23 protein-coding genes are annotated in these 22,079 nt (G+C 60.5%); 10 read left to right on the top strand and 13 right to left on the bottom strand.

Features of this window, described 5'->3' with window-relative positions:
• Positions 1-35 precede the first annotated feature (35 nt).
• Entirely contained in the window at positions 36-710 is a 675-nt protein-coding gene (gene rnt / locus ABVN20_RS07955; RefSeq protein ID WP_368555070.1) for a ribonuclease T, read from the bottom strand.
• On the bottom strand, positions 707-1,753 hold the full coding sequence (gene pyrC, locus ABVN20_RS07950) for a dihydroorotase (RefSeq protein ID WP_368555068.1): 1,047 nt from the start codon (positions 1,751-1,753) through the stop codon (positions 707-709). Before pyrC ends, rnt begins: the two co-directional genes overlap by 4 nt.
• 157 nt (positions 1,754-1,910) lie before the next feature.
• On the opposite strand from pyrC, the gene ABVN20_RS07945 reads away from it, so the two are divergent.
• Together ABVN20_RS07945 and ABVN20_RS07940 are read left to right on the top strand one after the other, a co-directional pair.
• A complete protein-coding gene (locus tag ABVN20_RS07945) occupies positions 1,911-2,819 on the top strand; it encodes an OmpA family protein (RefSeq protein WP_368555067.1) in 909 nt (302 codons plus the stop codon).
• A gap of 129 nt (positions 2,820-2,948) precedes the next feature.
• On the top strand, positions 2,949-4,166 hold the full coding sequence (locus tag ABVN20_RS07940) for an argininosuccinate synthase (protein WP_368555066.1): 1,218 nt from the start codon (positions 2,949-2,951) through the stop codon (positions 4,164-4,166).
• Positions 4,167-4,292: 126 nt separating this feature from the next.
• Here ABVN20_RS07940 and ABVN20_RS07935 read toward each other — a convergent pair whose 3' ends face one another.
• The gene (locus ABVN20_RS07935; protein WP_368555065.1) at positions 4,293-4,904 is read right to left on the bottom strand and encodes a hypothetical protein; all 612 of its coding nucleotides are present in this window, start codon (positions 4,902-4,904) and stop codon (positions 4,293-4,295) included.
• Between the two features lie 492 nt (positions 4,905-5,396).
• On the opposite strand from ABVN20_RS07935, the gene ABVN20_RS07930 reads away from it, so the two are divergent.
• Positions 5,397-6,023, top strand: coding sequence for a response regulator (locus tag ABVN20_RS07930; protein ID WP_368555063.1), 627 nt, complete (start codon positions 5,397-5,399; stop codon positions 6,021-6,023).
• Between the two features lie 87 nt (positions 6,024-6,110).
• On the opposite strand, the gene ABVN20_RS07925 is transcribed toward ABVN20_RS07930, so the two are convergent.
• The 8 genes from ABVN20_RS07925 to metG all read right to left on the bottom strand — a co-directional run bounded on the left by ABVN20_RS07925 (position 6,111) and on the right by metG (position 13,099).
• Entirely contained in the window at positions 6,111-6,290 is a 180-nt protein-coding gene (locus ABVN20_RS07925) for a PA3496 family putative envelope integrity protein (RefSeq protein WP_368555061.1), read from the bottom strand.
• 107 nt (positions 6,291-6,397) lie between these two features.
• Complete coding sequence (gene nth, locus ABVN20_RS07920) at positions 6,398-7,036, bottom strand: endonuclease III (RefSeq protein ID WP_368555059.1); 639 nt, start codon at positions 7,034-7,036, stop codon at positions 6,398-6,400.
• A 25-nt stretch (positions 7,037-7,061) separates the two neighbouring features.
• Entirely contained in the window at positions 7,062-7,565 is a 504-nt protein-coding gene (locus tag ABVN20_RS07915) for an Rnf-Nqr domain containing protein (protein ID WP_368555058.1), read from the bottom strand.
• Positions 7,558-8,163: an RnfABCDGE type electron transport complex subunit G gene (locus ABVN20_RS07910; protein ID WP_368555057.1), complete on the bottom strand. Its 606-nt coding sequence runs from the start codon at positions 8,161-8,163 to the stop codon at positions 7,558-7,560. The genes ABVN20_RS07915 and ABVN20_RS07910 overlap by 8 nt, the downstream gene beginning before the upstream one ends.
• Complete coding sequence (locus ABVN20_RS07905) at positions 8,160-9,149, bottom strand: RnfABCDGE type electron transport complex subunit D (protein WP_368555056.1); 990 nt, start codon at positions 9,147-9,149, stop codon at positions 8,160-8,162. The genes ABVN20_RS07910 and ABVN20_RS07905 overlap by 4 nt, the downstream gene beginning before the upstream one ends.
• Positions 9,136-10,350, bottom strand: coding sequence for an electron transport complex subunit RsxB (gene rsxB, locus ABVN20_RS07900; RefSeq protein WP_368555054.1), 1,215 nt, complete (start codon positions 10,348-10,350; stop codon positions 9,136-9,138). Before rsxB ends, ABVN20_RS07905 begins: the two co-directional genes overlap by 14 nt.
• Entirely contained in the window at positions 10,347-10,916 is a 570-nt protein-coding gene (locus ABVN20_RS07895) for an Rnf-Nqr domain containing protein (RefSeq protein ID WP_368555052.1), read from the bottom strand. The genes rsxB and ABVN20_RS07895 overlap by 4 nt, the downstream gene beginning before the upstream one ends.
• 131 nt (positions 10,917-11,047) lie before the next feature.
• Positions 11,048-13,099 (bottom strand): methionine--tRNA ligase, encoded by a 2,052-nt coding sequence (gene metG, locus ABVN20_RS07890; protein ID WP_368555050.1) that lies wholly within the window; start codon positions 13,097-13,099, stop codon positions 11,048-11,050.
• A gap of 185 nt (positions 13,100-13,284) precedes the next feature.
• Here metG and apbC point away from each other — a divergent pair, with 185 nt between their 5' ends.
• The gene (gene apbC / locus ABVN20_RS07885; RefSeq protein ID WP_368555048.1) at positions 13,285-14,379 is read left to right on the top strand and encodes an iron-sulfur cluster carrier protein ApbC; all 1,095 of its coding nucleotides are present in this window, start codon (positions 13,285-13,287) and stop codon (positions 14,377-14,379) included.
• A gap of 126 nt (positions 14,380-14,505) precedes the next feature.
• Here the strand turns inward: apbC and ABVN20_RS07880 are convergent, their stop codons facing one another.
• On the bottom strand, positions 14,506-15,264 hold the full coding sequence (locus tag ABVN20_RS07880) for an SDR family oxidoreductase (RefSeq protein ID WP_368555047.1): 759 nt from the start codon (positions 15,262-15,264) through the stop codon (positions 14,506-14,508).
• Between the two features lie 163 nt (positions 15,265-15,427).
• Between ABVN20_RS07880 and ABVN20_RS07875 the strand changes: the two genes are divergently transcribed.
• The 4 genes from ABVN20_RS07875 to groL all read left to right on the top strand — a co-directional run bounded on the left by ABVN20_RS07875 (position 15,428) and on the right by groL (position 18,941).
• Positions 15,428-16,159, top strand: a complete 732-nt coding sequence (locus ABVN20_RS07875; protein ID WP_368555046.1) for a HugZ family protein — start codon at positions 15,428-15,430, stop codon at positions 16,157-16,159.
• 66 nt (positions 16,160-16,225) lie between these two features.
• Entirely contained in the window at positions 16,226-16,702 is a 477-nt protein-coding gene (locus tag ABVN20_RS07870) for an FxsA family protein (RefSeq protein ID WP_368555045.1), read from the top strand.
• Between the two features lie 249 nt (positions 16,703-16,951).
• Positions 16,952-17,245 (top strand): co-chaperone GroES, encoded by a 294-nt coding sequence (locus ABVN20_RS07865; RefSeq protein WP_368555044.1) that lies wholly within the window; start codon positions 16,952-16,954, stop codon positions 17,243-17,245.
• A gap of 49 nt (positions 17,246-17,294) precedes the next feature.
• On the top strand, positions 17,295-18,941 hold the full coding sequence (groL, locus tag ABVN20_RS07860; protein ID WP_368555043.1) for a chaperonin GroEL: 1,647 nt from the start codon (positions 17,295-17,297) through the stop codon (positions 18,939-18,941).
• A 223-nt stretch (positions 18,942-19,164) separates the two neighbouring features.
• On the opposite strand, the gene ABVN20_RS07855 is transcribed toward groL, so the two are convergent.
• Complete coding sequence (locus ABVN20_RS07855) at positions 19,165-19,908, bottom strand: phosphatase PAP2 family protein (protein WP_368555042.1); 744 nt, start codon at positions 19,906-19,908, stop codon at positions 19,165-19,167.
• Positions 19,909-20,127: 219 nt separating this feature from the next.
• On the opposite strand from ABVN20_RS07855, the gene colR reads away from it, so the two are divergent.
• Together colR and ABVN20_RS07845 are read left to right on the top strand one after the other, a co-directional pair.
• A complete protein-coding gene (colR, locus tag ABVN20_RS07850) occupies positions 20,128-20,811 on the top strand; it encodes a two-component system response regulator ColR (RefSeq protein WP_368555041.1) in 684 nt (227 codons plus the stop codon).
• Positions 20,801-22,078: a sensor histidine kinase gene (locus ABVN20_RS07845; RefSeq protein ID WP_368555039.1), complete on the top strand. Its 1,278-nt coding sequence runs from the start codon at positions 20,801-20,803 to the stop codon at positions 22,076-22,078. The genes colR and ABVN20_RS07845 overlap by 11 nt, the downstream gene beginning before the upstream one ends.
• The last annotated feature ends 1 nt before the right edge of the window (position 22,079 follow it).

Below are 22,079 nucleotides of genomic sequence, written 5' to 3'. Positions count from 1 at the left end.
TGGCCGGTTTTTTTATGCTCGAAAGGGCAGACGACTCAATCGTCGAAGTCTTCCCAGCCGCCCATTTGCTTCCAGCGATTGACGATGCCGCAGAACAGCTCGGCGGTCTTCTCGGTGTCGTAGCGGGCCGAGTGGGCTTCGCGACCGTCGAAGTCGATGTCCGCGGCCTGGCAGGCCTTCGCCAGCACGGTCTGGCCATACGCCAGGCCGGCCAGGGTGGCGGTGTCGAAGCTGGAGAACGGGTGGAACGGGTTGCGCTTCATGTCCAGGCGCGCCACGGCGGCATTGAGGAAGCCCAGGTCGAAGCTGCTGTTGTGGCCGACCAGGATCGCCCGCTTGCAGCCGTTGGCCTTGAGCGCCTTGCGCACGCCACGGAAGATGTCGTTCAGGGCCGTCTCTTCGCTCACGGCCATGCGCAGTGGGTGATCGAGCTTGATCCCGGTGAACTCCAGCGCCGCCGCTTCGATGTTCGCGCCTTCGAAAGGCTCGACGCGGAAGAAGTAGGTGTGATCAGGGTAAACGAAACCCTTTTCATCCATGGCGATGGTGGTCGCCGCGATTTCCAGCAGGGCGTCAGTCGCCGAATTGAAACCACCGGTTTCTACGTCGACGACAACCGGCAGGTAACCACGAAACCGGGCCGCCATCGGATGGCGCGAACCACCTGAACTCGAACCGTCCTGTTCGTCGTCGAAATGGTCTTCACTCACGCGTGTTCCTCCAGCAGGCGCCAGCGCAGTTTTTCACCGGCGCGCAGCGGGATGACGTTCAGCTCGCCAAACGGCAGGCTGGCAGGGGCGGTCCACTCTTCACGGACCAGGGTGATGCGATCGGTGTTCACCGGCAGGCCGTAGAAACGCGGGCCGTTGAGGCTGGCGAAGGCTTCGAGCTTGTCCAGCGCGTTGCGTTGCTCGAACGCTTCGGCGTACAGCTCGATGGCCGCATAAGCGGTATAGCAACCGGCACACCCGCAGGCGGCTTCCTTGGCATGCTGGGCATGCGGCGCCGAGTCGGTGCCGAGGAAGAACTTGGCGCTGCCGCTGGTGGCGGCGTCGAGCAGGGCTTCCTGGTGGGTGTTGCGCTTGAGGATCGGCAGGCAATAGAAGTGCGGGCGGATCCCGCCAACCAGCATGTGGTTGCGGTTGTACAGCAAGTGGTGCGCGGTGATGGTCGCGCCGACGTTGGCCGAAGCCTCGTTGACGAACTGCACGGCGTCGCCGGTGGTGATGTGCTCGAACACCACCTTGAGCGTCGGGAAGCGCTCGACCACGCGGCGCATGTGCTCGTCGATGAAGATTTTCTCGCGGTCGAACACGTCGACATCGCCACGGGTGACTTCCCCGTGGATCAGCAGCGGCATGCCGACTTCGGCCATGGCCTCGAGCGCCGGAAAGATCTTGTCGATGCTGGTCACGCCAGAATCCGAGTTGGTGGTCGCGCCAGCCGGGTACAACTTGGCGGCGTGCACGAAGCCGGTGGCCTTGGCCGCGCGAATTTCTTCAGGCTGGGTGCGGTCGGTGAGGTACAGGACCATCAACGGTTCGAAACGGCTGCCGGCCGGACGCGCCGCGAGGATGCGCTGACGATAGCCGTCGGCTTCAGCGGCGTTGCGCACTGGCGGTACCAGGTTGGGCATGATGATGGCGCGACCAAAGGTGCGCGCGACATCCGCAACGGTATTGGTCAACACGGCACCATCGCGAAGATGAATATGCCAGTCGTCGGGACGCAGCAGGGTCAGGCGGTCGGACATGAGGGGATTCCAGGCGGGTCAAACTCTGGGGAATGCTACCGGAAAAGACTCTCTGGGGCACCCGCTATCAAGTTTTGTGGGAAGCGTCCGATACCCAACTGGTATGCCGTAAAAATATGTGTGTGTCTTTTTGTTGTAGAAGCCAGTGGAGCCGCCCGTGCGCCAGCGTTATCTAGCCTTGCTCAGTGTGTTTGCCAGCCTTCCCGCGATGGCGCTCACTTTCCAGACTCGCCTGGAGAGCATCGAGTGGACGGTCGAAGGGGACAAGTTCGAGTGTCGCCTGACCCAGCCGATCACCGATTTCGGTTCGGGCGAGTTCGTGCGTCGCGCTGGCGAGCAGGCGACATTTCGTCTGAAAGCCTACAACTCGATGGTCGGTGGCGGCTCGGCGACCCTGTTGGCGGCGGCTGCGCCGTGGCAACCGGGGCGGGGCGACATCAATCTCGGCTCGGTGAGGATCGGCAGTGGCAACGTGCTGTTCAACAGTTCGCAAGTCCAGGCCGGACGCCTGATCAGCGGTCTGATGGACGGGCGCAGCCCGGTCGTGCGGCACTACTCGAGCGATGGCCGGGTGTCGGAAGTGCGCCTGCTGCCCGTCAAGTTCAGCAAGGCGTTCAACGATTACCAGGGTTGCGTGGCAAAGCTGCTGCCGAAGAACTTCGAACAGGTCAAGCAATCGCAGATCGGCTTCCCCGGCGAAGGCATCGAACTCGACGCACAGGCCAAGGCCCAGTTGCAGGTGATGCTGGACTTCATGAAAGCCGACCCGACGGTCAACCATATCGAGCTCGACGGCCACTCGGACAACAGCGGCAATCGCCTGACCAACCGTGAACTGTCGCGCCGTCGTGCACTGGCGGTCATGGAATACTTCAAGGCCAACGGTATCCAGGAATCGCAGATCACCGTGCGTTTCCATGGCGAGCGTTATCCGCTGGCGCCCAATACCTCGGCGGCCAACCGGGCGAAAAATCGCCGGGTAAACGTCCATCTCGCCCGCGTTGCGCCAGTCGAAACGCCGGCACCCCCGGCCACGGCATCGGCGAGCGCGGCGAAGACTTCCTGAGCCGCGACGGATCGTCGCGCGCTCGACATAATCTGTCGCTTCGTCGTCATAAGCTGTCGCGCCACTGTAAATTATTCTGCATGACCGGTAGACTTGACGGCTTTCCGTAGAACCCCGTGGAGTGATGGCATGGCGGACGTAAACAAGGTCGTTCTGGCGTATTCCGGCGGCCTGGACACTTCGGTGATCCTCAAGTGGCTGCAGGATACTTATAACTGTGAAGTGGTGACCTTTACCGCTGACCTGGGTCAGGGTGAAGAGGTCGAACCTGCTCGCGCCAAGGCGCAGGCCATGGGCGTAAAAGAAATCTACATCGACGATCTGCGCGAAGAGTTCGTGCGAGATTTCGTGTTCCCGATGTTCCGCGCCAACACTGTTTACGAAGGCGAGTACCTGCTGGGTACTTCCATCGCTCGTCCGTTGATCGCCAAGCGCCTGATCGAAATCGCCAACGAAACCGGCGCCGACGCCATTTCCCACGGCGCCACCGGCAAGGGTAACGACCAGGTTCGTTTCGAACTGGGCGCCTATGCCTTGAAGCCAGGCGTGAAAGTGATTGCTCCATGGCGCGAGTGGGACCTGCTGTCCCGCGAGAAGCTGATGGACTACGCAGAAAAGCATGCGATCCCGATCGAGCGCCACGGCAAGAAAAAATCGCCGTACTCGATGGACGCCAACCTGCTGCACATCTCCTATGAAGGCGGCGTGCTGGAAGACACCTGGACCGAGCACGAAGAAGACATGTGGCGCTGGACCGTCTCCCCGGAGAAGGCCCCGGACAAGCCGCAGTACCTGGAACTGACCTACCGCAACGGCGACATCGTGGCACTGGACGGCGTCGAAATGACCCCGGCCACCGTGCTGGCGACCCTGAACCGTATCGGTGGCGAACACGGCATCGGTCGTCTGGACATCGTGGAAAACCGTTACGTGGGCATGAAGTCCCGTGGCTGCTACGAAACCCCGGGCGGCACCATCATGCTGCGCGCTCACCGTGCGATCGAGTCGATCACCCTGGACCGCGAAGTGGCTCACCTCAAGGACGAGCTGATGCCGAAATACGCCAGCCTGATCTACACCGGTTACTGGTGGAGCCCTGAGCGTGTGATGTTGCAACAGATGATCGACGCGTCCCAGGTCAACGTTAACGGCGTCGTCCGCCTGAAGCTGTACAAGGGTAATGTGATCGTCACTGGCCGCAAGTCCGACGAATCGCTGTTCGACGCCAACATTGCGACATTCGAGGAAGATGGCGGCGCTTACAACCAGGCCGACGCGGCGGGCTTCATCAAGCTCAACGCCCTGCGCATGCGTATCGCGGCGAACAAGGGTCGCAAGCTTTTCTGAAGTTTTTGACTCGGTAGTACGATCTGGGGCCTTGTGTTCGACAAGGCCCCAAATCTGAACATAGGGGTTTTATCTCGGACATTGCGATTCATCTTTCTTGTCGTTTCAGCATTACTCCCACCTGCTTCATTGCCGTTGATCCTGGAACGTCACTGACCGTTGCGCGTCAGATTGGCCGGGTTGATCAATGAGCGTCAGTTCATGAGAGCTCAAGTTGTAAGCCATGCAAATCGGTGAGCCGTTGTGTTTTCTGGCTTGCCTGAAATACTTTCCGGCGATCTCTTTCAACACATTCTCCGACTCGTTGTTGATCAGAAACACCACAACTTGCGCCGAACCTGCGTCGGTGACTGGCCGAGTCCTGCTCAGAAGCTCGCGGACATCGAGTTTTCTGTTCAGGTTGCGTGCATCGACGATGTGCAGGTCATCCAGGCGCTCCGGCAGTTCGATCCGGTGGCGCACGCAAAGGTTCTTCCAGACGCGGATCTGGCTTGGCGTGCCCTGGATTGTCTGGGCTGCATCCAGCGCATTGATGAAGTGCTCACCCTTCTCATAATCGGAAGGCGCATACAGCGAGCGATAGTTGAAGTTTAGTGTGGCGAAAAACAGAAACAGCAAATAAAAAGGGAAACAAATCAAAAACCATATATACATCGCGCGCTCTTCATTATCGAGGAAGGGCAAGGAGACGGCTGCCGAAGTTTCAGACAGTGTTGCGAATATGGTGATGACGGTCATGGGTGTCGATAATTTTTTCTTTGATCTCATCATAATGATTACTCATATCAAATAGTCTTCTCGTTTGGTTTATGGGAATAGGGTCGAAATTTATATTAGCGATTGGCTGTAACTGGGTACAGCGTTGTTTTTTTAGTTTGTTTTTTATTTTTGGTTTTCATCTGTGGTGGCGTGGGGCAAGTGCCAGCTGACGGGAGGGTCTTATCGTGAAAGAGTAGCCCAGCTATCCTGTGGCGTCGCAAGCGGTTAATCTATTAATTATTTGCTTTTGTTTTTTGTAACCTGATACAAAAATGTGCGGCCGAGGGGCGATAAAAGTCGCATAAAGTTACCGGTGCGCAGATTTCCAAGATTTCCTGTAAGAATTTTCCGCGTTATTTGTAGGGGATGTCTCTCGCTGCGGGTGGCTGGGGGTGACGGCATGCCATGGGTGAAATGACTAGGCTATTGTGCGGGCTCTAAAAATTCGAACAGCGAAAACTGGACCTGCCCATGAATAAAGTGCTGATCGTGGATGATCATCCCGTCATTCGTCTTGCGGTACGTATGCTGATGGAGCGTCATGGCTATGAAGTCATTGCCGAAACGGACAACGGCGTTGATGCATTGCAACTGGCTCGTGAACATATGCCGGATATCGTCATTCTGGATATAGGAATACCGAAGCTGGATGGACTGGAAGTCATCGCACGGCTGGTATCGGCGGCCCTGCCGATGAAAGTGCTGATATTGACCTCCCAGGCACCGGGACATTTTTCGATGCGTTGCATGCAGTCGGGGGCGGCCGGGTATGTTTGCAAACAGCAAGATCTCACTGAATTACTCAGTGCGATAAAAGCCGTGTTGTCCGGCTACAGTTATTTCCCCAATCAGGCATTGCATACCGTGCGCTCCAGTCTGGGCAATGCCAGTGAAGCCGATATGGTGGATCGTTTGTCCGGGCGGGAAATGATGGTGTTGCAACAGTTGGCCAGGGGAAAGACCAACAAGGAAATTGCCGATGGCATGTTTCTCAGCAATAAAACCGTGAGTACTTACAAGACTCGCTTATTGTTGAAACTCAATGCGCGTTCCCTGGTGGACCTGATCGAGTTGGCGCAACGCAATGGATTGGTGTGACGCTGCTGGCAGGTAGGGGCGTTTGCCAGGCAGGCGCTTGCAGTCTTCGCACATGAAAAAGCCTCCGTTCAGGGAGGCTTTCAGATGTCATAGATCAAAATCGTAATCGGCCAATTGCTTTTGCAGTCGGCGCTCCTCCAGCAGGTTGTCGATGGTGCGGCGTTTGCTCAGGTTGGTCTTCGCTACTTCAACCACCGGTTCCGCTTCGTCGGCTTCAGCGGGTGCGAAGTCGTCTTCTACGTCCAATTGCTCTTTACCAGTACTCATAAGGTTAACTCCAGGCTTAGACTGCCTTTGGCGCCCCTTATATCGACAATCTCATGCCGGGTAAAAAAGATTTTTTCAATCGGTAAATCAATAAAACCAATAGCGCTTCAATCGTCCGATGTCTTGTGCTTGTATTCGCACAGGTCCTCGATCCGGCAGCTGCCGCAGCGAGGCTTGCGCGCCAGGCAAACGTAACGTCCGTGAAGTATCAGCCAATGATGGGAGTCGAGCAGGTATTGCCGGGGCACAAACTTCATCAGCTTGTTTTCCACTTCCACCACATTCTTGCCGGGGGCAATGCCGGTACGGTTGCTGACGCGGAAAATGTGCGTGTCCACGGCCATGGCCAGTTGGCGGAATGCCGTGTTGAGCACCACGTTGGCGGTCTTGCGGCCCACGCCAGGCAGGGCTTCGAGCTCTTCGCGGGTCTGCGGGACTTCGCCGCCATGGCGCTCCACCAGCAGGCGACAGGTCTCGATCACGTTTTTCGCCTTGCTGTTGAACAGGCCGATGGTCTTGATGTACTCCGACAGGCCTTCCACGCCCAGCGCATGAATGGCTGCCGGAGTATTGGCCACCGGGTACAGTTTGGCCGTGGCCTTGTTGACGCCGACATCGGTCGATTGTGCCGAGAGAATCACCGAGATCAGCAATTCGAACGGCGTTGAATAGGCCAGCTCGGTCTTCGGCTCCGGGTTGTCTTCATGCAACCGGCGGAAAATTTCCAGGCGTTTTGCAGCATTCATGGACAGTGAGTTTCCTCGAAAGCGTTCAATGTGAAGGGGTCGCGCGGGACCAGGCTTGCCAGGCGGCAATCAGCAATCCCAGCAGGATGAAACCGCCGGGCACCAGTGTGGCCAGGTGCAGCCCGCTGTAGCCGATGAGCTCGCGCAATGCGCTCAAACCCAGCAGCAATCCACCAAACAGGGCGCACAGGCGCAGGCGATCACGCCATGCGCTGTGGAAAAAGCCTGTGTGCTCCAGCACGACACACTGCAAGGCGATCAATGCGGTGTAGATTCCTGCGTGCTGATACCACTGAATTGACCAGGCCTGCGCCGCCATGAGCGCGCAACTGGTCAGCGTGGCCGCGAGCAGGGTGCTGGCAATCAGCCGTGCCGTCGGGACGAGTCTGAGGCGCAGCAGCGCCATGCCTGCGCCGTAGGCATGGATGATCACGACAAACATCACCCAGAGGCCCAGCGCCGTCAGCCACGAACCGGTCGCGCCGATTAGCGGAGGGAGCATCAGCGAGTGTTGCAGCGATTTATTCATGGGGCGCGTCCCCGATCAATTGTTGCCGGTGTTCATCGAAGTAGCGCAAGGCGTCGTGGAGGGCATTGATCACGGCTCTTGACGTGATGGTCGCGCCGGCGATCTGGTCGAACGAGCCCTGATCCTGTTTCAGCGCCCAGTCGGCGGGTTCGTTGCGGGATTTGCCGGCAAAGCTCATCAACCAGGCATTGGGCCACTCGGCGATGCGAGCTCCGAGCCCCGGTGTCTCGGTTTGCCGGAGGGTTTTGACCCCGACCAGCTTGCCATCTGCGTCGATGGCGATCAGCAAGTCGATGCTGCCCACATAGCCGATGGTCTGGCTGCGCAATAAAACGGCGCTGGGTTGGCCCGCCCGGGTCGCCAGGTAGCCGCCCAGCAGTCGGCTGTTGCTCAGCACGCGGTCGTTGAGCGTCAGGGGATGTTCCAGCGGTTGATTGTCGTAACGCTCGGCCGGCAGCAGGTCCAACAGGTTGCGGCTGTCGATCTGGCGCTGTTCGGCGGCGATGCGTGACGCGCTGACCTGCTGCACCAGGTACGTCGCGCCGACGCCGAGCATGGCCAGCACTGCGATAATCACCACGCTGGTCGCTCGGTTCATGATGCCACTCGCTCCTGCCGGGAGGCGACGAACCGGTCCAGTGCCGGTACGCACAGGTTCATCAACAGCACCGCGAACGCCACGCCGTCCGGGTAGCCACCCCAGGTGCGAATCAGGTAGGTCAGCAAACCGACGCCCGCACCGAAGAGCAGGCGTGCGCCGGGGTTCCGGGCGCCGGACACCGGTTCCGTGACGATGAAGAATGCCCCCAGCATGCTCGCACCGCTGAGCAGATGAAACAGCGGCGAGCCGTGGGAGTCGGAGCCCGAACCGTTCCAGCACAACAGGCTGATCACGAACAGGCTGGCCAGCATGCCGACCGGTGCGTGCCAACTGAACACCCGTCGTTGCAGGAGAAACAGGCCGCCGGCCAGGAACGCCAGGTTGGCCCATTCCACACCGCGGGCACCGAAATGACCGAATGCCGGGTGGCGGGCGAACAGTTCGTCGATGGTCAGGCTTCTGTTGATGCGCAAACTGTCCAGTGCGGTGGCCTGGGCCCAGGCGTCCGGCGTCGGCTCCAGGCTGAAGCCGAACACATGCTGCAAACCGGCCAGCAGATCAATGCCATGGGATGCCGGCCATTGCGCCATCTGCTGGGGAAAGCTCACCAGGACCACGGCCAGGCCGAGCATGGCCGGGTTGAACGGATTCTTGCCGACGCCGCCATACAGGTGTTTACCCAGCAGGGCGAACGCCACGGCGCACACCGTCAGCCACCACGGGCAATACGGCGGCAGGGCCACGGCCAGCAGTGTCGCGCTGACCAACGCACTGCCGTCGCTCAAGGTCGAGCGAAGCGGCCGCTGGCGCAGCTTCAGCACCACGGCCTCAACGGCCAGCGCGGTCGTGCCGGCCAGCACCAGGTTGATCAATACGCCCCAGCCCTGCCACCAGACCAACGCCAGCACCCCCGGCACGGTGGCCAGCAAAACCAGCTTCATGGCCTGCTGAAGGCGTTCGTCGACCGGTTCAAGGGGCGACATAGGCGTCCACCCGGCGCTCGGCTTCCTGCAGGCGAGCTCGCGCCTTGTCCATCTGTTCGGCGGACGTGTCGGTGCGTCGTTCAAGTTTGCTGACGTCGGCACGGGCGTAGGCCAATTCGGTTTTCAACTGACGAAGCTGGCTGTCGATGGGGCGCTTTTCGATGCGCACCAGGTCGGGCAGCGGCTGGCCGCTGGCGTCCTCTGTCGCGTGCAGGGCCCGTTCGGCGTCGGCCAGGGCGCGTTCCAGGACCTCGATCTGTTCGGCGGGCGCATCGCTGGCCTGGGCTTTCTTGAGCTCGGCGCGGCGCGTGGCCAATTGGATTTTCGCCCGTTTCAGCTCGGCGTCCTTGGCGGGGGCAGCAGGTTTCGGTGCGGGCGGCATGGTGTTCTCCAACTGCGACAAGGCCTGTTCGGCGGCTTCGAATTGCTGTTGCAGGATGATCAGTTGCGACTGTTGCTCGAACGTTGGCGGATGGCCGAACGCCTTGAGCGATTTGTGCAGTTGTGCGCGACTCATCGCCAGGTCGACCTTGGCTTTTTTCAACGCGGCATCGGCGCTCGCCGCCTTTTGCGCACGAACCCGTTCCAGTGCGGCCTGCACCGGGTTGAGCGCCGCCGCTTCGGTATGCTCTGCTGCGCGATTGGCCCGCGCCTGACGCTCGGCGAGCTTGTGTTGTTCCTCGCGTTGCAAGCGGGCGTTGCGCCGTTCGAAGCGCTGGCGCGCGTGATTGCGTTTGGCGGTTCGCGCCTGTCGCGCTTCGGCACTGAACGCCAGGCCACCGACGATGGGCACGACCGTGGCGGCCGGCAATGGGCGCATTTCGATGCAGTCCACCGGGCAGGGCGCTACGCACAGGTCGCAACCGGTGCACTCGTCGACGATCACCGTGTGCATCCATTTGGCCGCGCCGACGATGGCATCGACCGGGCAGGCCTGGATGCACTTGGTGCAGCCGATGCACTCGGCCTCGCGGATGTACGCCACTTGCGCCGGGGCCGAGCCGCGACTCACGTCCAGTTCCACTACCGGCACTTTCAACAGCTCGGCCAGGGCCGTGATGGTTTCGCTGCCACCTGGCGGGCACTTGTTGATCGGTTCGCCGCTGGCCATGCCTTCGGCGTAGGGTTTGCATCCGGCGTGGCCACACTTGCCGCATTGGGTCTGCGGCAGCAGGGCGTCGATGCGTTGAATCAGACTCATGTTTTGATCAGTCCGTTGAAACCGAGAAAAGCCACTGCGATCAATCCGGCGCCGATCAGGTCGATCGGCAGGCCGCGAAAGGGCAGGGGAACATCGTTATCGAGGGTGCGCTGGCGCAAGTCGCAGAACAGGCTGAGCACCAGCCAGAAACCCAGCCCTGCACCGAGACTCAGCGCTGCCGCGAAGAACACACCGTGATCGTCGCGGGCGTTGATCAAGGCCAGCCCGAGAATGCCGGCGTTGCCCAGCAACAGCGGCCAGAGGCCCTGGAACGACAGCGTCGAAAACACCCTGGCCAGCACCCGTAGCAGCGGCGCGATCAACAGCACGCTCAGCGGCAGGAACACGAACAGGCGCAGCGAATCCAGCCCCAGCGGCACCAGCAGCCAGTAATAGAGTACGTGGCTGAGCACGCCAACGATCAGCATCAGGCACGTTGTGGCGATACCCAGTGCGTGAACCTGCTGTCGCTGGGTGGCCACAAGCGAATCGACGCCCAGGGGCCAGTGCAACACCAGGTTGTTGATCAGGGCAGTGCTGATGATTACAAGAACAATCTCGGTCATGATCGTGCCGGAACAGGGGCTTTCTGACGGGCTGGTCTGAAAAGCTTAGGCATTATCCGACAAGGACAGCCAGATATGAAAATCCCACAGGCGCGCCAGGCACGACTGTGGGATCGGTTCAGCGCGAAGACTTACTTGATGCGCTGGCCTGGCTTGGCGCCGCTGTCGGGGCTGAGCAGGTAGATCTCTTCACCGCCAGGGCCGGCCGCCATCACCATGCCTTCGGAAATGCCGAACTTCATTTTCCGTGGCTTGAGGTTGGCGATCATCATGGTCAGGCGACCATCGAGCTTGGACGGATCCGGGTAGGCGCTCTTGATCCCGGAGAACACGTTGCGTTGCTCGTCGCCGATGTCGAGGGTCAGGCGCAGCAGCTTGTCAGCACCCTCCACGGCTTCGGCCTTGACGATCAGGGCGACGCGCAAGTCGACGGCGGCAAAGGTGTCGAAGTCGATTTCCGGCGACAGTGGATCCTTGGCCAGCTCGCCATTGCCGGCAGGCGCGGCTGCGCCGGTGTCGGTCTGGCTGGCGGTCAGGTCTTCTTTCGAAGCGTCGGTCATGGCTTGCACTTTCACCGGGTCGATACGGGTCATCAACGCCTTGAACTCGTTGAGCTTGTGGTTGGCCAGCAACGTGGTGTGATCGTTCCAGGTCAATGGCGCGACGTTGAGGAACGCCTCGGCATCGGCGGCCAGCAGCGGCAGCACCGGCTTGAGGAAGATCACCAGCTGGCGGAACAGGTTGACGCCGGTGGCGCAGATGGCCTGGACTTCATCCTGCTTGCCTTCCTGTTTGTTCAACGACCACGGGGCCTTGTCGGCGATCCAGGCGTTGGCGCGGTCGGCCAGGGCCATGATTTCGCGCATGGCGCGGGCGAAATCACGTGCCTCGTAGGCGTCGGCGATGCCCGGCGCGGCGGCCAGGAAAGCCTCGGTCAGTTCCGGAGAGGCGTTGGTGTCGACCATCAGGCCGGCATTGCCCTTGTGGATGAAACCGGCGCAACGGCTGGCGATGTTGACGACTTTGCCGACCAGGTCGGAATTGACCTTCTGCACGAAGTCTTCGAGGTTCAGGTCGAGGTCATCGACGCCACGGCTCAGCTTGGAGGCGTAGTAGTAGCGCAGGTATTCCGGCGACAGGTGATCCAGGTAGGTCCGGGCCTTGATGAAGGTGCCACGGGACTTGGACATTTTCTGGCCGTTGACGGTCAGGTAGCCGTGCACGTTGATGCCGGTCGGCTTGCGGTAGCCCGCGCCTTCGAGCATCGCTGGCCAGAACAGCGCGTGGAAGTTGACGATGTCCTTGCCGATGAAGTGATACAGCTCGGCGGTGGAATCCTTGCCCCAGAACGCGTCGAAGTCCAGCTCCGGCGTGCGGTTGCACAGGTTCTTGAAACTGGCCATGTAGCCGATCGGCGCATCCAGCCACACGTAGAAATACTTGCCTGGCTCGTCCGGGATCTCGAAACCGAAGTACGGTGCGTCGCGGGAAATGTCCCACTGTTGCAGGCCGGCATCCAGCCATTCGGCGATCTTGTTGGCCACGGCGTCCTGCAGGGTGCCGCTGCGGGTCCAGGTCTGCAGCATTTCCTGGAAGTCCGGCAACTTGAAGAAGAAGTGCTGGGAATCCTTGAGCACCGGGGTGGCGCCGGAGATCGCCGACTTCGGATCCTTCAGGTCGGTTGGCGCGTAGGTCGCACCGCATTTTTCGCAGTTGTCGCCGTACTGGTCTTCGGTGCCGCATTTCGGGCAGGTGCCCTTGATGAAGCGGTCGGCCAGGAACATTTTCTTTTCCGGGTCGAAATACTGGGTGATCGAACGCGTGGCAATGTGCCCGGCGTCACGCAGCTTCAGGTAGATCTGGCTCGACAGCTCACGGTTTTCTTCGGCGTGAGTGGAGTGGAAATTGTCGAAATCGACCAGGAAGTCGGCAAAGTCGGCGCTGTGTTCAGCCTGGACGTTGGCGATCAGCTGTTCCGGCGTGATGCCTTCCTTTTCCGCGCGCAGCATGATCGCCGAACCGTGGGCGTCGTCGGCACAGACATAAATACATTGATTGCCGCGGTGCTTCTGGAAACGCACCCACATATCGGTCTGGATGTATTCCAGCATGTGGCCAAGGTGGATCGAACCATTGGCATAGGGCAGGGCGCTGGTGACGAGGATCTGGCGTGGCTCGGACATGGGGCTCGGCTACTTGATGAAACGGAGGTCGGCCACTATAAAGCGCCGTCGCATATTTTTCACCCCCGGCACGGGGCTGCATGGACCGCTGGCAGGTGTTCGTCACCTCCTGAAAGCGTGCCGCCGGGGCGAGAGAACGGGTAGGATAGCTGCCTGATTTTCCAGTCTTGCTATTGGAGTTGCCCATGAGCGCCGTCAATCGCGCAGCGGTGGAAGCCGTCCTTCGTCAATACACCGACCCTTATTTGAACCAGGACCCGGTCAGCGCCGGGTGCGTGCGCAGCATCGACATCCAGGGCGATCGCGTCAGCGTCCAGTTGGTGCTGGGTTACGCCGCCGGTCTGTTCAAGAGCGGCTGGTCGCAGATGCTGCAAATGGCCATCGAAGCCCTCGACGGCGTCGCCAGTGCCCGCGTCGACATCACCAGCGTGATTGCCGCGCACAAGGCCCAGGCGCAGATTCCGGGCCTGGCCAACGTCAAGAACGTCGTGGCCGTGGCCTCCGGCAAGGGCGGGGTGGGCAAGTCCACCACCGCCGCCAACCTGGCCCTGGCCCTGGCCCGTGAAGGCGCCAAGGTCGGGATTCTGGACGCGGACATCTACGGTCCGAGCCAGGGCATCATGTTCGGCATTGCCGAAGGCACCCGGCCCAAGGTCAAGGACCAGAAGTGGTTTGTGCCGATCGAGTCCCATGGTGTTGAAGTGATGTCCATGGCCTTCCTGACCGACGACAACACGCCGATGGTCTGGCGCGGGCCGATGGTTTCCGGTGCGCTGTTGCAACTGGTGACACAAACTGCGTGGGGCGACCTGGATTACCTGGTCATCGACATGCCTCCGGGCACCGGTGACATTCAATTGACCCTGGCGCAGAAAGTCCCGGTGGCTGGCGCGGTGATCGTCACCACCCCCCAGGACCTGGCGCTGCTGGACGCACGCAAGGGCGTCGAGATGTTCCGCAAGGTCAACATCCCGGTGCTGGGCGTGGTGGAAAACATGGCCGTGCACATCTGCTCCAACTGCGGGCATGCCGAGCACCTGTTCGGCGAGGGCGGCGGCGTGAAGCTGGCTGAGCAGTACGGCGTCGAGCTGCTGGCGTCGTTGCCGCTGTCGATGGTCATCCGCGAGCAGGCCGATGGCGGCAAGCCCACGGTGATTGCCGAGCCTGAAAGCCAGATCGCCATGGTCTATCAGGAACTGGCCCGCCACGTTGGCGCGCGGATCGTGTTGCAAGAGGCGGCGACGCCGGCGATGCCGAACATCAGCATCAGCGACGATTGATGGCCTGAAACGCATAACCCTGTGGGAGCGAGCCTGCTCGCGATGACGGAATAACATTCAACAGATTCGTTGACTGAATGACCGCCATCGCGAGCAGGCTCGCTCCCACATTGGTTTGTGGTGGGCTTAAATGCGCAACCCACCATCCATCTCCAGAATCCGCCCGGTGTAGTAGTCGTTCTCAAAGATATACGCCGCCGAATGGGCGATTTCTTCCGGCTTGCCCATACGCTTGAGCGGGATCCCGGCGGTCATTTTCTCCAGGGCCTCGGGTTTCATGCCCAGGGTCATCTCGGTTTCGATGAAGCCCGGTGCAATGCCGGCCACGCGGATGCCGTAGCGCGCCAGTTCCTTGGCCCAGGTCACGGTGGCCGCGGCGACCCCGGCCTTGGCGGCGGAGTAGTTGGTCTGGCCGATGTTGCCGGCGCGGGAAATCGACGAGATGTTGATGATCGCACCGCTGTTGTTCAGCTCGACCATTTTCGCCGCGACTTCACGGGTGCACAGGAACACGCCGGTCAGGTTGACGTCGATCACCGCCTGCCATTGGGCCAGGCTCATTTTCGTCATCTCGCCATCCTTGACCTTGAGCAGCAGGCCGTCGCGCAGGATGCCGGCATTGTTGATCAGGCCATGGATCGCGCCGAAGTCTTCGGCCACCTGGGCGACCATGTGCGTCACCTGCTCTTCATTGGCAACATTGCACAGGTAGGCGCGGGCCTCTACGCCCTTGGCCTTGCAGGCCGCGACGGCTTCATCGAGCTTTTCCTGGTTGAGGTCGACCAGCGCCAGGCGCGCGCCCTTGCCGGCGAAATACTCGGCCATCGAACGGCCCAAACCCTGGCAACCGCCAGTGATAATGATTACTTTGTCGTTAAGTTGCATGTGCGGGCCCCGGTAGCAGATGGAGTGGTCTTCCTTTTCGGGCGTCTCTCGATCTGCGCCCGACGTGGCCTGGCTGCACATGAGAATTGTCCCGATGGCGCACTGAAACTTTCATCAGTCGCCTGTCCGTTTTTTCGACGGATTCTTGATAAGGAGTCATAAATTGAGCGTTGAAGCGGCCAAGAATGCCCGAGAATTACTTCTCAAGGAATACCGTGGGGTGCTTTCCACCCACTCCAAGGCCATGCCCGGTTTCCCGTTCGGCTCCGTGGTGCCGTATTGCCTGGACGAGCAGGGCCGCCCGCTGATCCTGATCAGCCGCATCGCCCAGCACACGCATAACCTGCAGAAAGACCCGAAATGCTCGCTGTTCGTCGGCGAGCGCGGTGCCGAAGATGTGCAGGCGGTCGGACGCCTGACCTACCTCGCCGAGGCGCAGCAGTTGCACGAAGTCGCCGAGATCGACGCCGCTGCCGAGCGTTACTACCGCTATTTCCCGGATTCGCAGAACTACCACAAGGCCCATGACTTCGATTTCTGGGTGCTCAAGCCTGTACGTCATCGCTACATCGGCGGTTTCGGCGCGATTCACTGGGTCGACCAGTTGACCCTGGCCAACCCCTTCGCCGGCAAGGCGGAAATCAGCATGGTCGAGCACATGAACGCCGATCACGCCAAGGCCATCGCCCACTACGTCGAGCTTGCCGGCTTGCCGAAGAGCGAGCCGGCACAACTGGCCGGTATCGATACCGAAGGCATGCACCTGCGCATCGGCCAGGGGCTCTTCTGGTTGCCGTTTCAAGCGCCATGTAACACGCCGACACAAGTGCGCGAAGCCTTGGTTTTCCTGGCTCACGCCGAGCAATGGCCGAAAAATGCGCTGGCCGGCGCTTGAATTCACGAATCGGCGACGTCATCTAAGGAACACTGGCAAGGAATTCTTGCGTTGAGGAACCATTTGATGCGCCCTTTTTTGTTGCTCTTTGTACTGTTCCCGGTGTTGGAGCTGTTCGTATTCGTCAAGGTCAGCGGTGCGATCGGGTTTTTCCCGGCGCTGCTGCTGGTCATTCTCGGCTCGATGTTCGGCGTGTTCGTGCTGCGTATCGCCGGGCTGGCCACGGCGCTGCGTGCCCGTGAAAGCCTGAACCGCGGCGAGATGCCCGCGCAGACCATGCTTGAAGGCCTGATGCTGGCCCTGGCTGGTGGCCTGTTGATCCTGCCGGGCTTCGTCACCGACGTGCTGGGCCTGATTCTGCTGTTGCCGTTCTCTCGCCGACTGCTGGCCAACAAGATGCGCCAGCGTGCCGAAGAGGCGGCGATGCGCCAACGCGCTTTTGCCGACGACCTGCAGCCACGTGGCGGCCCTGCGCCGCGCGAGCCACTGGGCCGTGAGCCGAACGTGATCGAAGGCGAGTTCGAACACCGCGACAACAAGTAAAACGTTTCACCTGCACGGCACCTTCGGGTGCCGTGCTCGTTTTCGGCCTGTCGATTAAAAAAATTCGATGGCCGCCCTTGTAATAAGCTTATGCGCCCCTATGTAACGGTCACCGCAAGGTTTCTGGCGCGTTACGCCAGACAGACTTCAGCGGTTCGCTTGCCGAACCGCACCCGGCACCGCCGGACTTTTGTTAAACCCGCCGGGACTACACCGGCCGATGAAAACCACAATTAGGAGAGATCGACAATGAAGCTTCGTCCTCTGCATGACCGCGTCGTAATCCGTCGCAGCGAAGAAGAAAGTAAAACCGCTGGCGGTATCTATCTGCCTGGTTCGGCTGCCGAAAAAGTCAACAGTGGTGAAATTGTAGCTGTTGGCACTGGCCGCGTACTGGACAACGGTGAAGTGCGTGCACTGTCCGTAAAAGTGGGCGACAAGGTTGTGTTCGGTCCTTACTCCGGCAGCAACACTGTGAAAGTCGACGGCGAAGACCTGCTGGTAATGGCTGAGAACGAGATTCTCGCTGTAATCGAAGGCTGATTCCCCGCTCATTTTCCCGCTACTTCAAAGTATTTAAGGAATATCGATCATGGCTGCTAAAGAAGTTAAATTCGGCGACTCCGCCCGCAAGAAAATGCTCGTTGGCGTTAACGTCCTGGCTGACGCGGTAAAAGCGACCCTGGGCCCGAAAGGCCGTAACGTGATCCTCGAGAAGAGCTTCGGCGCTCCGACCATCACCAAGGACGGCGTTTCCGTAGCCAAGGAAATCGAGCTGGAAGACCGTTTCGAAAACATGGGCGCGCAGCTGGTTAAAGACGTTGCCTCCCGTGCCAACGATGACGCCGGCGACGGCACCACCACCGCTACCGTCCTGGCTCAGGCCATCGTCAACGAAGGCCTGAAAGCCGTCGCTGCCGGCATGAACCCGATGGACCTCAAGCGCGGCATCGACAAAGCGACCATCGCTGTCGTCAAAGAGCTGAAAGCTCTGTCCAAACCATGCGCTGACACCAAGGCAATCGCTCAGGTAGGCACCATCTCCGCCAACTCCGACAACTCCATCGGCGACATCATTGCCGAAGCCATGGAAAAAGTCGGTAAAGAAGGCGTGATCACTGTTGAAGAAGGCTCGGGCCTGGAAAACGAACTGTCGGTTGTAGAAGGCATGCAGTTCGACCGTGGCTACCTGTCCCCATACTTCGTCAACAAGCCGGACACCATGGTTGCCGAGCTCGACGGCCCGCTGATCCTGCTGGTCGACAAGAAAATCTCGAACATCCGCGAAATGCTGCCAGTGCTGGAAGCCGTTGCCAAAGCCGGCCGCCCACTGCTGATCATTGCCGAGGACGTCGAAGGCGAAGCCCTGGCGACCCTGGTCGTGAACAACATGCGTGGCATCGTCAAAGTCGCTGCCGTCAAGGCACCAGGCTTCGGCGACCGTCGCAAGGCCATGCTGCAGGACATCGCCGTCCTGACCGGCGGTACCGTCATCTCCGAAGAGATCGGTCTGAGCCTGGAAAGCACCACCCTGGAGCACCTGGGCAACGCCAAGCGCGTTACCCTGTCCAAGGAAAACACCATCATCGTTGACGGTGCTGGCGTTCAGGGCGACATCGAAGCGCGCATCTCCCAGATCCGTGCCCAGGTTGCCGAGACTTCCTCGGACTACGACCGTGAAAAACTGCAAGAGCGTCTGGCCAAGCTGTCCGGCGGCGTTGCAGTGATCAAGGTTGGCGCTGGCTCCGAAGTCGAAATGAAAGAGAAGAAAGCCCGCGTTGAAGACGCCCTGCACGCTACCCGCGCAGCCGTCGAAGAAGGCGTGGTGCCTGGCGGTGGCGTAGCACTGATCCGTGCTCTGGAAGCGCTGACCGATCTGGAAGGCGACAACGCTGACCAGAAAGTCGGTATCGCTGTTCTGCGTCGTGCGATCGAAGCACCGCTGCGTCAGATCGTTGCCAACTCCGGCGACGAGCCAAGCGTGGTGGTCGACAAGGTCAAGAACGGCCAAGGCAGCTTCGGCTACAACGCTGCAACCGGCGAATACGGCGACATGATCGAAATGGGCATCCTGGACCCAACCAAGGTCACCCGTTCGGCTCTGCAAGCTGCAAGCTCCATCGGCGGTCTGATCCTGACCACCGAAGCTGCGGTCGCTGACGCACCGAAGAAAGACGCTCCAGCTGGCGGCGGCATGCCAGACATGGGCGGTATGGGCGGCATGGGCGGCATGATGTAAGCCGGCCTTACCCCTGTAACGAAAAACCCCGCCGGCGAAAGCCTGCGGGGTTTTTTATTGCCTGTCATTCCTTCTACAGGGGATCGCGGTTCGCTTTTGATCTTTTGTGGGAGCGAGCCTGCTCGCGATGGGGCGTCAACGATAACGCTGACAATCTGGCAATCCGCGGTGCCTGATCTGCCATCGCGAGCAAGCTCGCTCCTACAGGGGGCAGGGTTCGGTGTCAGGCGCTGGCTGGTTGTGCCTTGCCCACGCGCTCAGCCTTTCTGGCCGGGCGATACAGAATCCAGTAATACGACCCCAGGCAAATCAGCCAGCAGAACACCGCCGTCCATACGTTGTGCGAGAAAAAGTGCGCGCCTTGCAGCATTCGCCCCACGGAAAACACCGTGCCCAGGCTGAACGCGAAGATGAAGGCCGCGCGGGCCAGGCGTGGGCGGCGGTCGCGCAGCACGAAGAACAGCGCAAACAGGGTGAAGCCGGTGGCGGCGTGGCCGCCTGGCCAGCAGCGGCCGGGTTTGTCGGTCGGTGGGCGGGGGCTCAGCAGTTCGCTGTAGGTCTCATGACCGCCGAACTGTTCCAGGCTCCACGGACACTGCACCGCCGTGACCACTTTCACCGGCGTAACAAAGGACGTGGCCAGGCCAAGCGACAGCACCAGGCAGCCCAGTTCGCGTTTGAACGGTTTGAGCCTGGCGATGAAAAATGCGCCGATGAAGCCGAGGATGGCGAATACCGAAAAGGCGATGACCACTTGCTTGGCGCGGTCATGCAGGATGTTTTCGAGGAAGTAACTGTGGCGTCCGATGAAATCTCCGGCAGCCGGGTCGTAGAACAGTGTGGCCAGATCCATGTCCAGGGACGTGAGTTCGAGCAACACCAGAATGATCGCCGCAACGGCGGGAACACCCAGGCACACCCACAGATTGAGCGGGCGAGAAGCGGGGCGGGCAGTGGTCGAAACCATGGCAGTTCCTTGGTCGGTTGAAAGGTCTTGAAAGCGCAGCCGCGCGCAGTCTGCACCGGTCGCTGTCGCCTGTTCGTGAACCGAGGGTGAAAAAGTCGTTAAGCACTGAAAGTGTCGAAAAGGCGGGATTTGTTCTGCACGTGGTCCTAGCCCTGAGCCACACTTGGCCTTAAGCTGCGCGGGCCAAGACGGCCGTTACTGTGTACGGAGAAGGTGCCCATGCGAATTCTACTGGTTGAAGACAACCGCGATATCCTGGCCAATCTGGCCGATTACCTGGGGCTCAAAGGCTACACCGTGGACTGTGCGCAGGACGGTTTGTCGGGCCTTCATCTGGCGGCCACCGAGCACTACGACCTGATCGTGCTCGACATCATGCTCCCAGGCATCGACGGTTACACGCTGTGCAAACGTCTGCGCGAAGACGCCCGTCGCGACACCCCGGTGATCATGCTCACCGCCCGCGATCAACTGGACGATCGGCTGCAAGGCTTCAAGTCCGGCGCCGATGACTACCTGATCAAACCGTTTGCCCTGTCCGAGCTGGCGGCGCGGATCGAAGCCGTGATGCGTCGCACCCAGGGCGGCGGTCGGCGTACCCTGGAGGTCGGTGACCTCAGCTACGACCTCGATACCCTGGAAGTCAGCCGTGAAGGTCGCTTGCTGAAGCTCAACCCGGTCGGCCTCAAATTGCTGGCCGTCCTGATGCAGAAAAGCCCGCATGTGCTGCGCCGGGAAATCCTCGAAGAGGCCCTGTGGGGCGATGATTGCCCGGACAGCGACAGCCTGCGCAGCCATGTCCACCAATTGCGCCAGGTGATCGACAAGCCGTTCGCCAAACCGTTGCTGCACACCGTGCACGGTGTGGGTTACCGCTTGGCCGAGGGCCGTGATGGAGTTTAAGCAGAGCCTCGCTCAACGGATCATCATCGCCTTTGCGCTGATGAGCGCACTGGTCGCCGGGGCTTTCGCCATGGGCATTGTCGCGACCGTGCACCTGGTGGAGGAAAAGCTGATTTCGGCGGGCCTGGGCGGGGACTTGCAGCGCCTGTTGCTGATGGACAACGTCTCGGACTGGAGCCATCGTCCCGAGCCGGATCAACTGTTCTACTTCAGCGGCGGCCCGGGTGATTTCGAGCTGCCCAAAGATTTGCGCCATCTCGATCCGGGGTTTCACGAGGTGTTTCGCGAGCAGCTGTCCTACCACGCGATGGTCGAAGTCATCGACGGCCGGCACTACGTGCTGTTGCAGGACCAGAGTGATTTCGAGGAACGCGAGCGCGTGTTGTTCGCCGTGGTACTGGTGGGCTTCGTCCTGAGCCTGGCGCTGGCGGTGTTTCTCGGTTGGATACTGGCGCGCAAAGTCATGGCCCCGGTGGTGCGGCTGGCCCGCCAGGTTCGCCACCGGGACCAGTTGCTCGGCCTGGCGCCACCGCTGGCTCCGGATTACGCCGCCGACGAAGTGGGTGAGCTGGCGGTGGCTTTTGACGCCACGCTGGGCCGCCTGCGTCAGGCGTTGACCCGCGAGCGGCTGTTCACCAGCGACGTCAGTCATGAATTGCGTACACCGTTGATGGTGCTGGCGACTTCGTGTGAGCTGCTGCTGGAAAATCCCGGCATTGATCAGCGTGGCCGAGCGCAGGTTGAACGCATTGCCCGTGCCAGCGAAGAAATGCGTGAGCTGGTGCAAACCTTCCTGATGCTCGCCCGTGCCCAACGGGAAGATGCCAGCATGGCGCCGCAGCAATCGCTCAAACAGGTCAGCGACGAACTGCTCAACCTCTGGCGCGAGCCGATCGAGGCCAAGGGCCTGTCGTTGATCGTCGAACCGGGTGAGCCGGCCAGTACGTGTTACAACGCCACCTTGCTGCACGCGGTCATGGGTAACCTGCTGCGCAATGCCCTGCATTACACCGAGCGGGGTTTCATCCGCTTGACCCTTTCGGCCACGGGGTTCCGGGTCGAAGACAGTGGTGTCGGGATTCCCGAAGAAAAGCGTGAAGCGATGTTCGAGCCATTCGTGCGGGGCGACGAGAAGCGGGGGGACGGCCTGGGGTTGGGTCTGTCTCTGGTGCAGCGTATCTGCGAGAACCAGGGATGGACGGTCAGCCTGACGCACATGGAGCCTAACGGCTGTCGTTTTCAGGTTGACCTGAACCCGGCTGGCTAAA

Origin of the sequence: Pseudomonas sp. MYb118 (assembly GCF_040947875.1) — a bacterium.
GTDB lineage: Bacteria > Pseudomonadota > Gammaproteobacteria > Pseudomonadales > Pseudomonadaceae > Aquipseudomonas.
The sequence above is the reverse complement of the archived record's forward strand: the minus strand, read 5'-3'. Positions and strand labels throughout refer to the sequence as shown.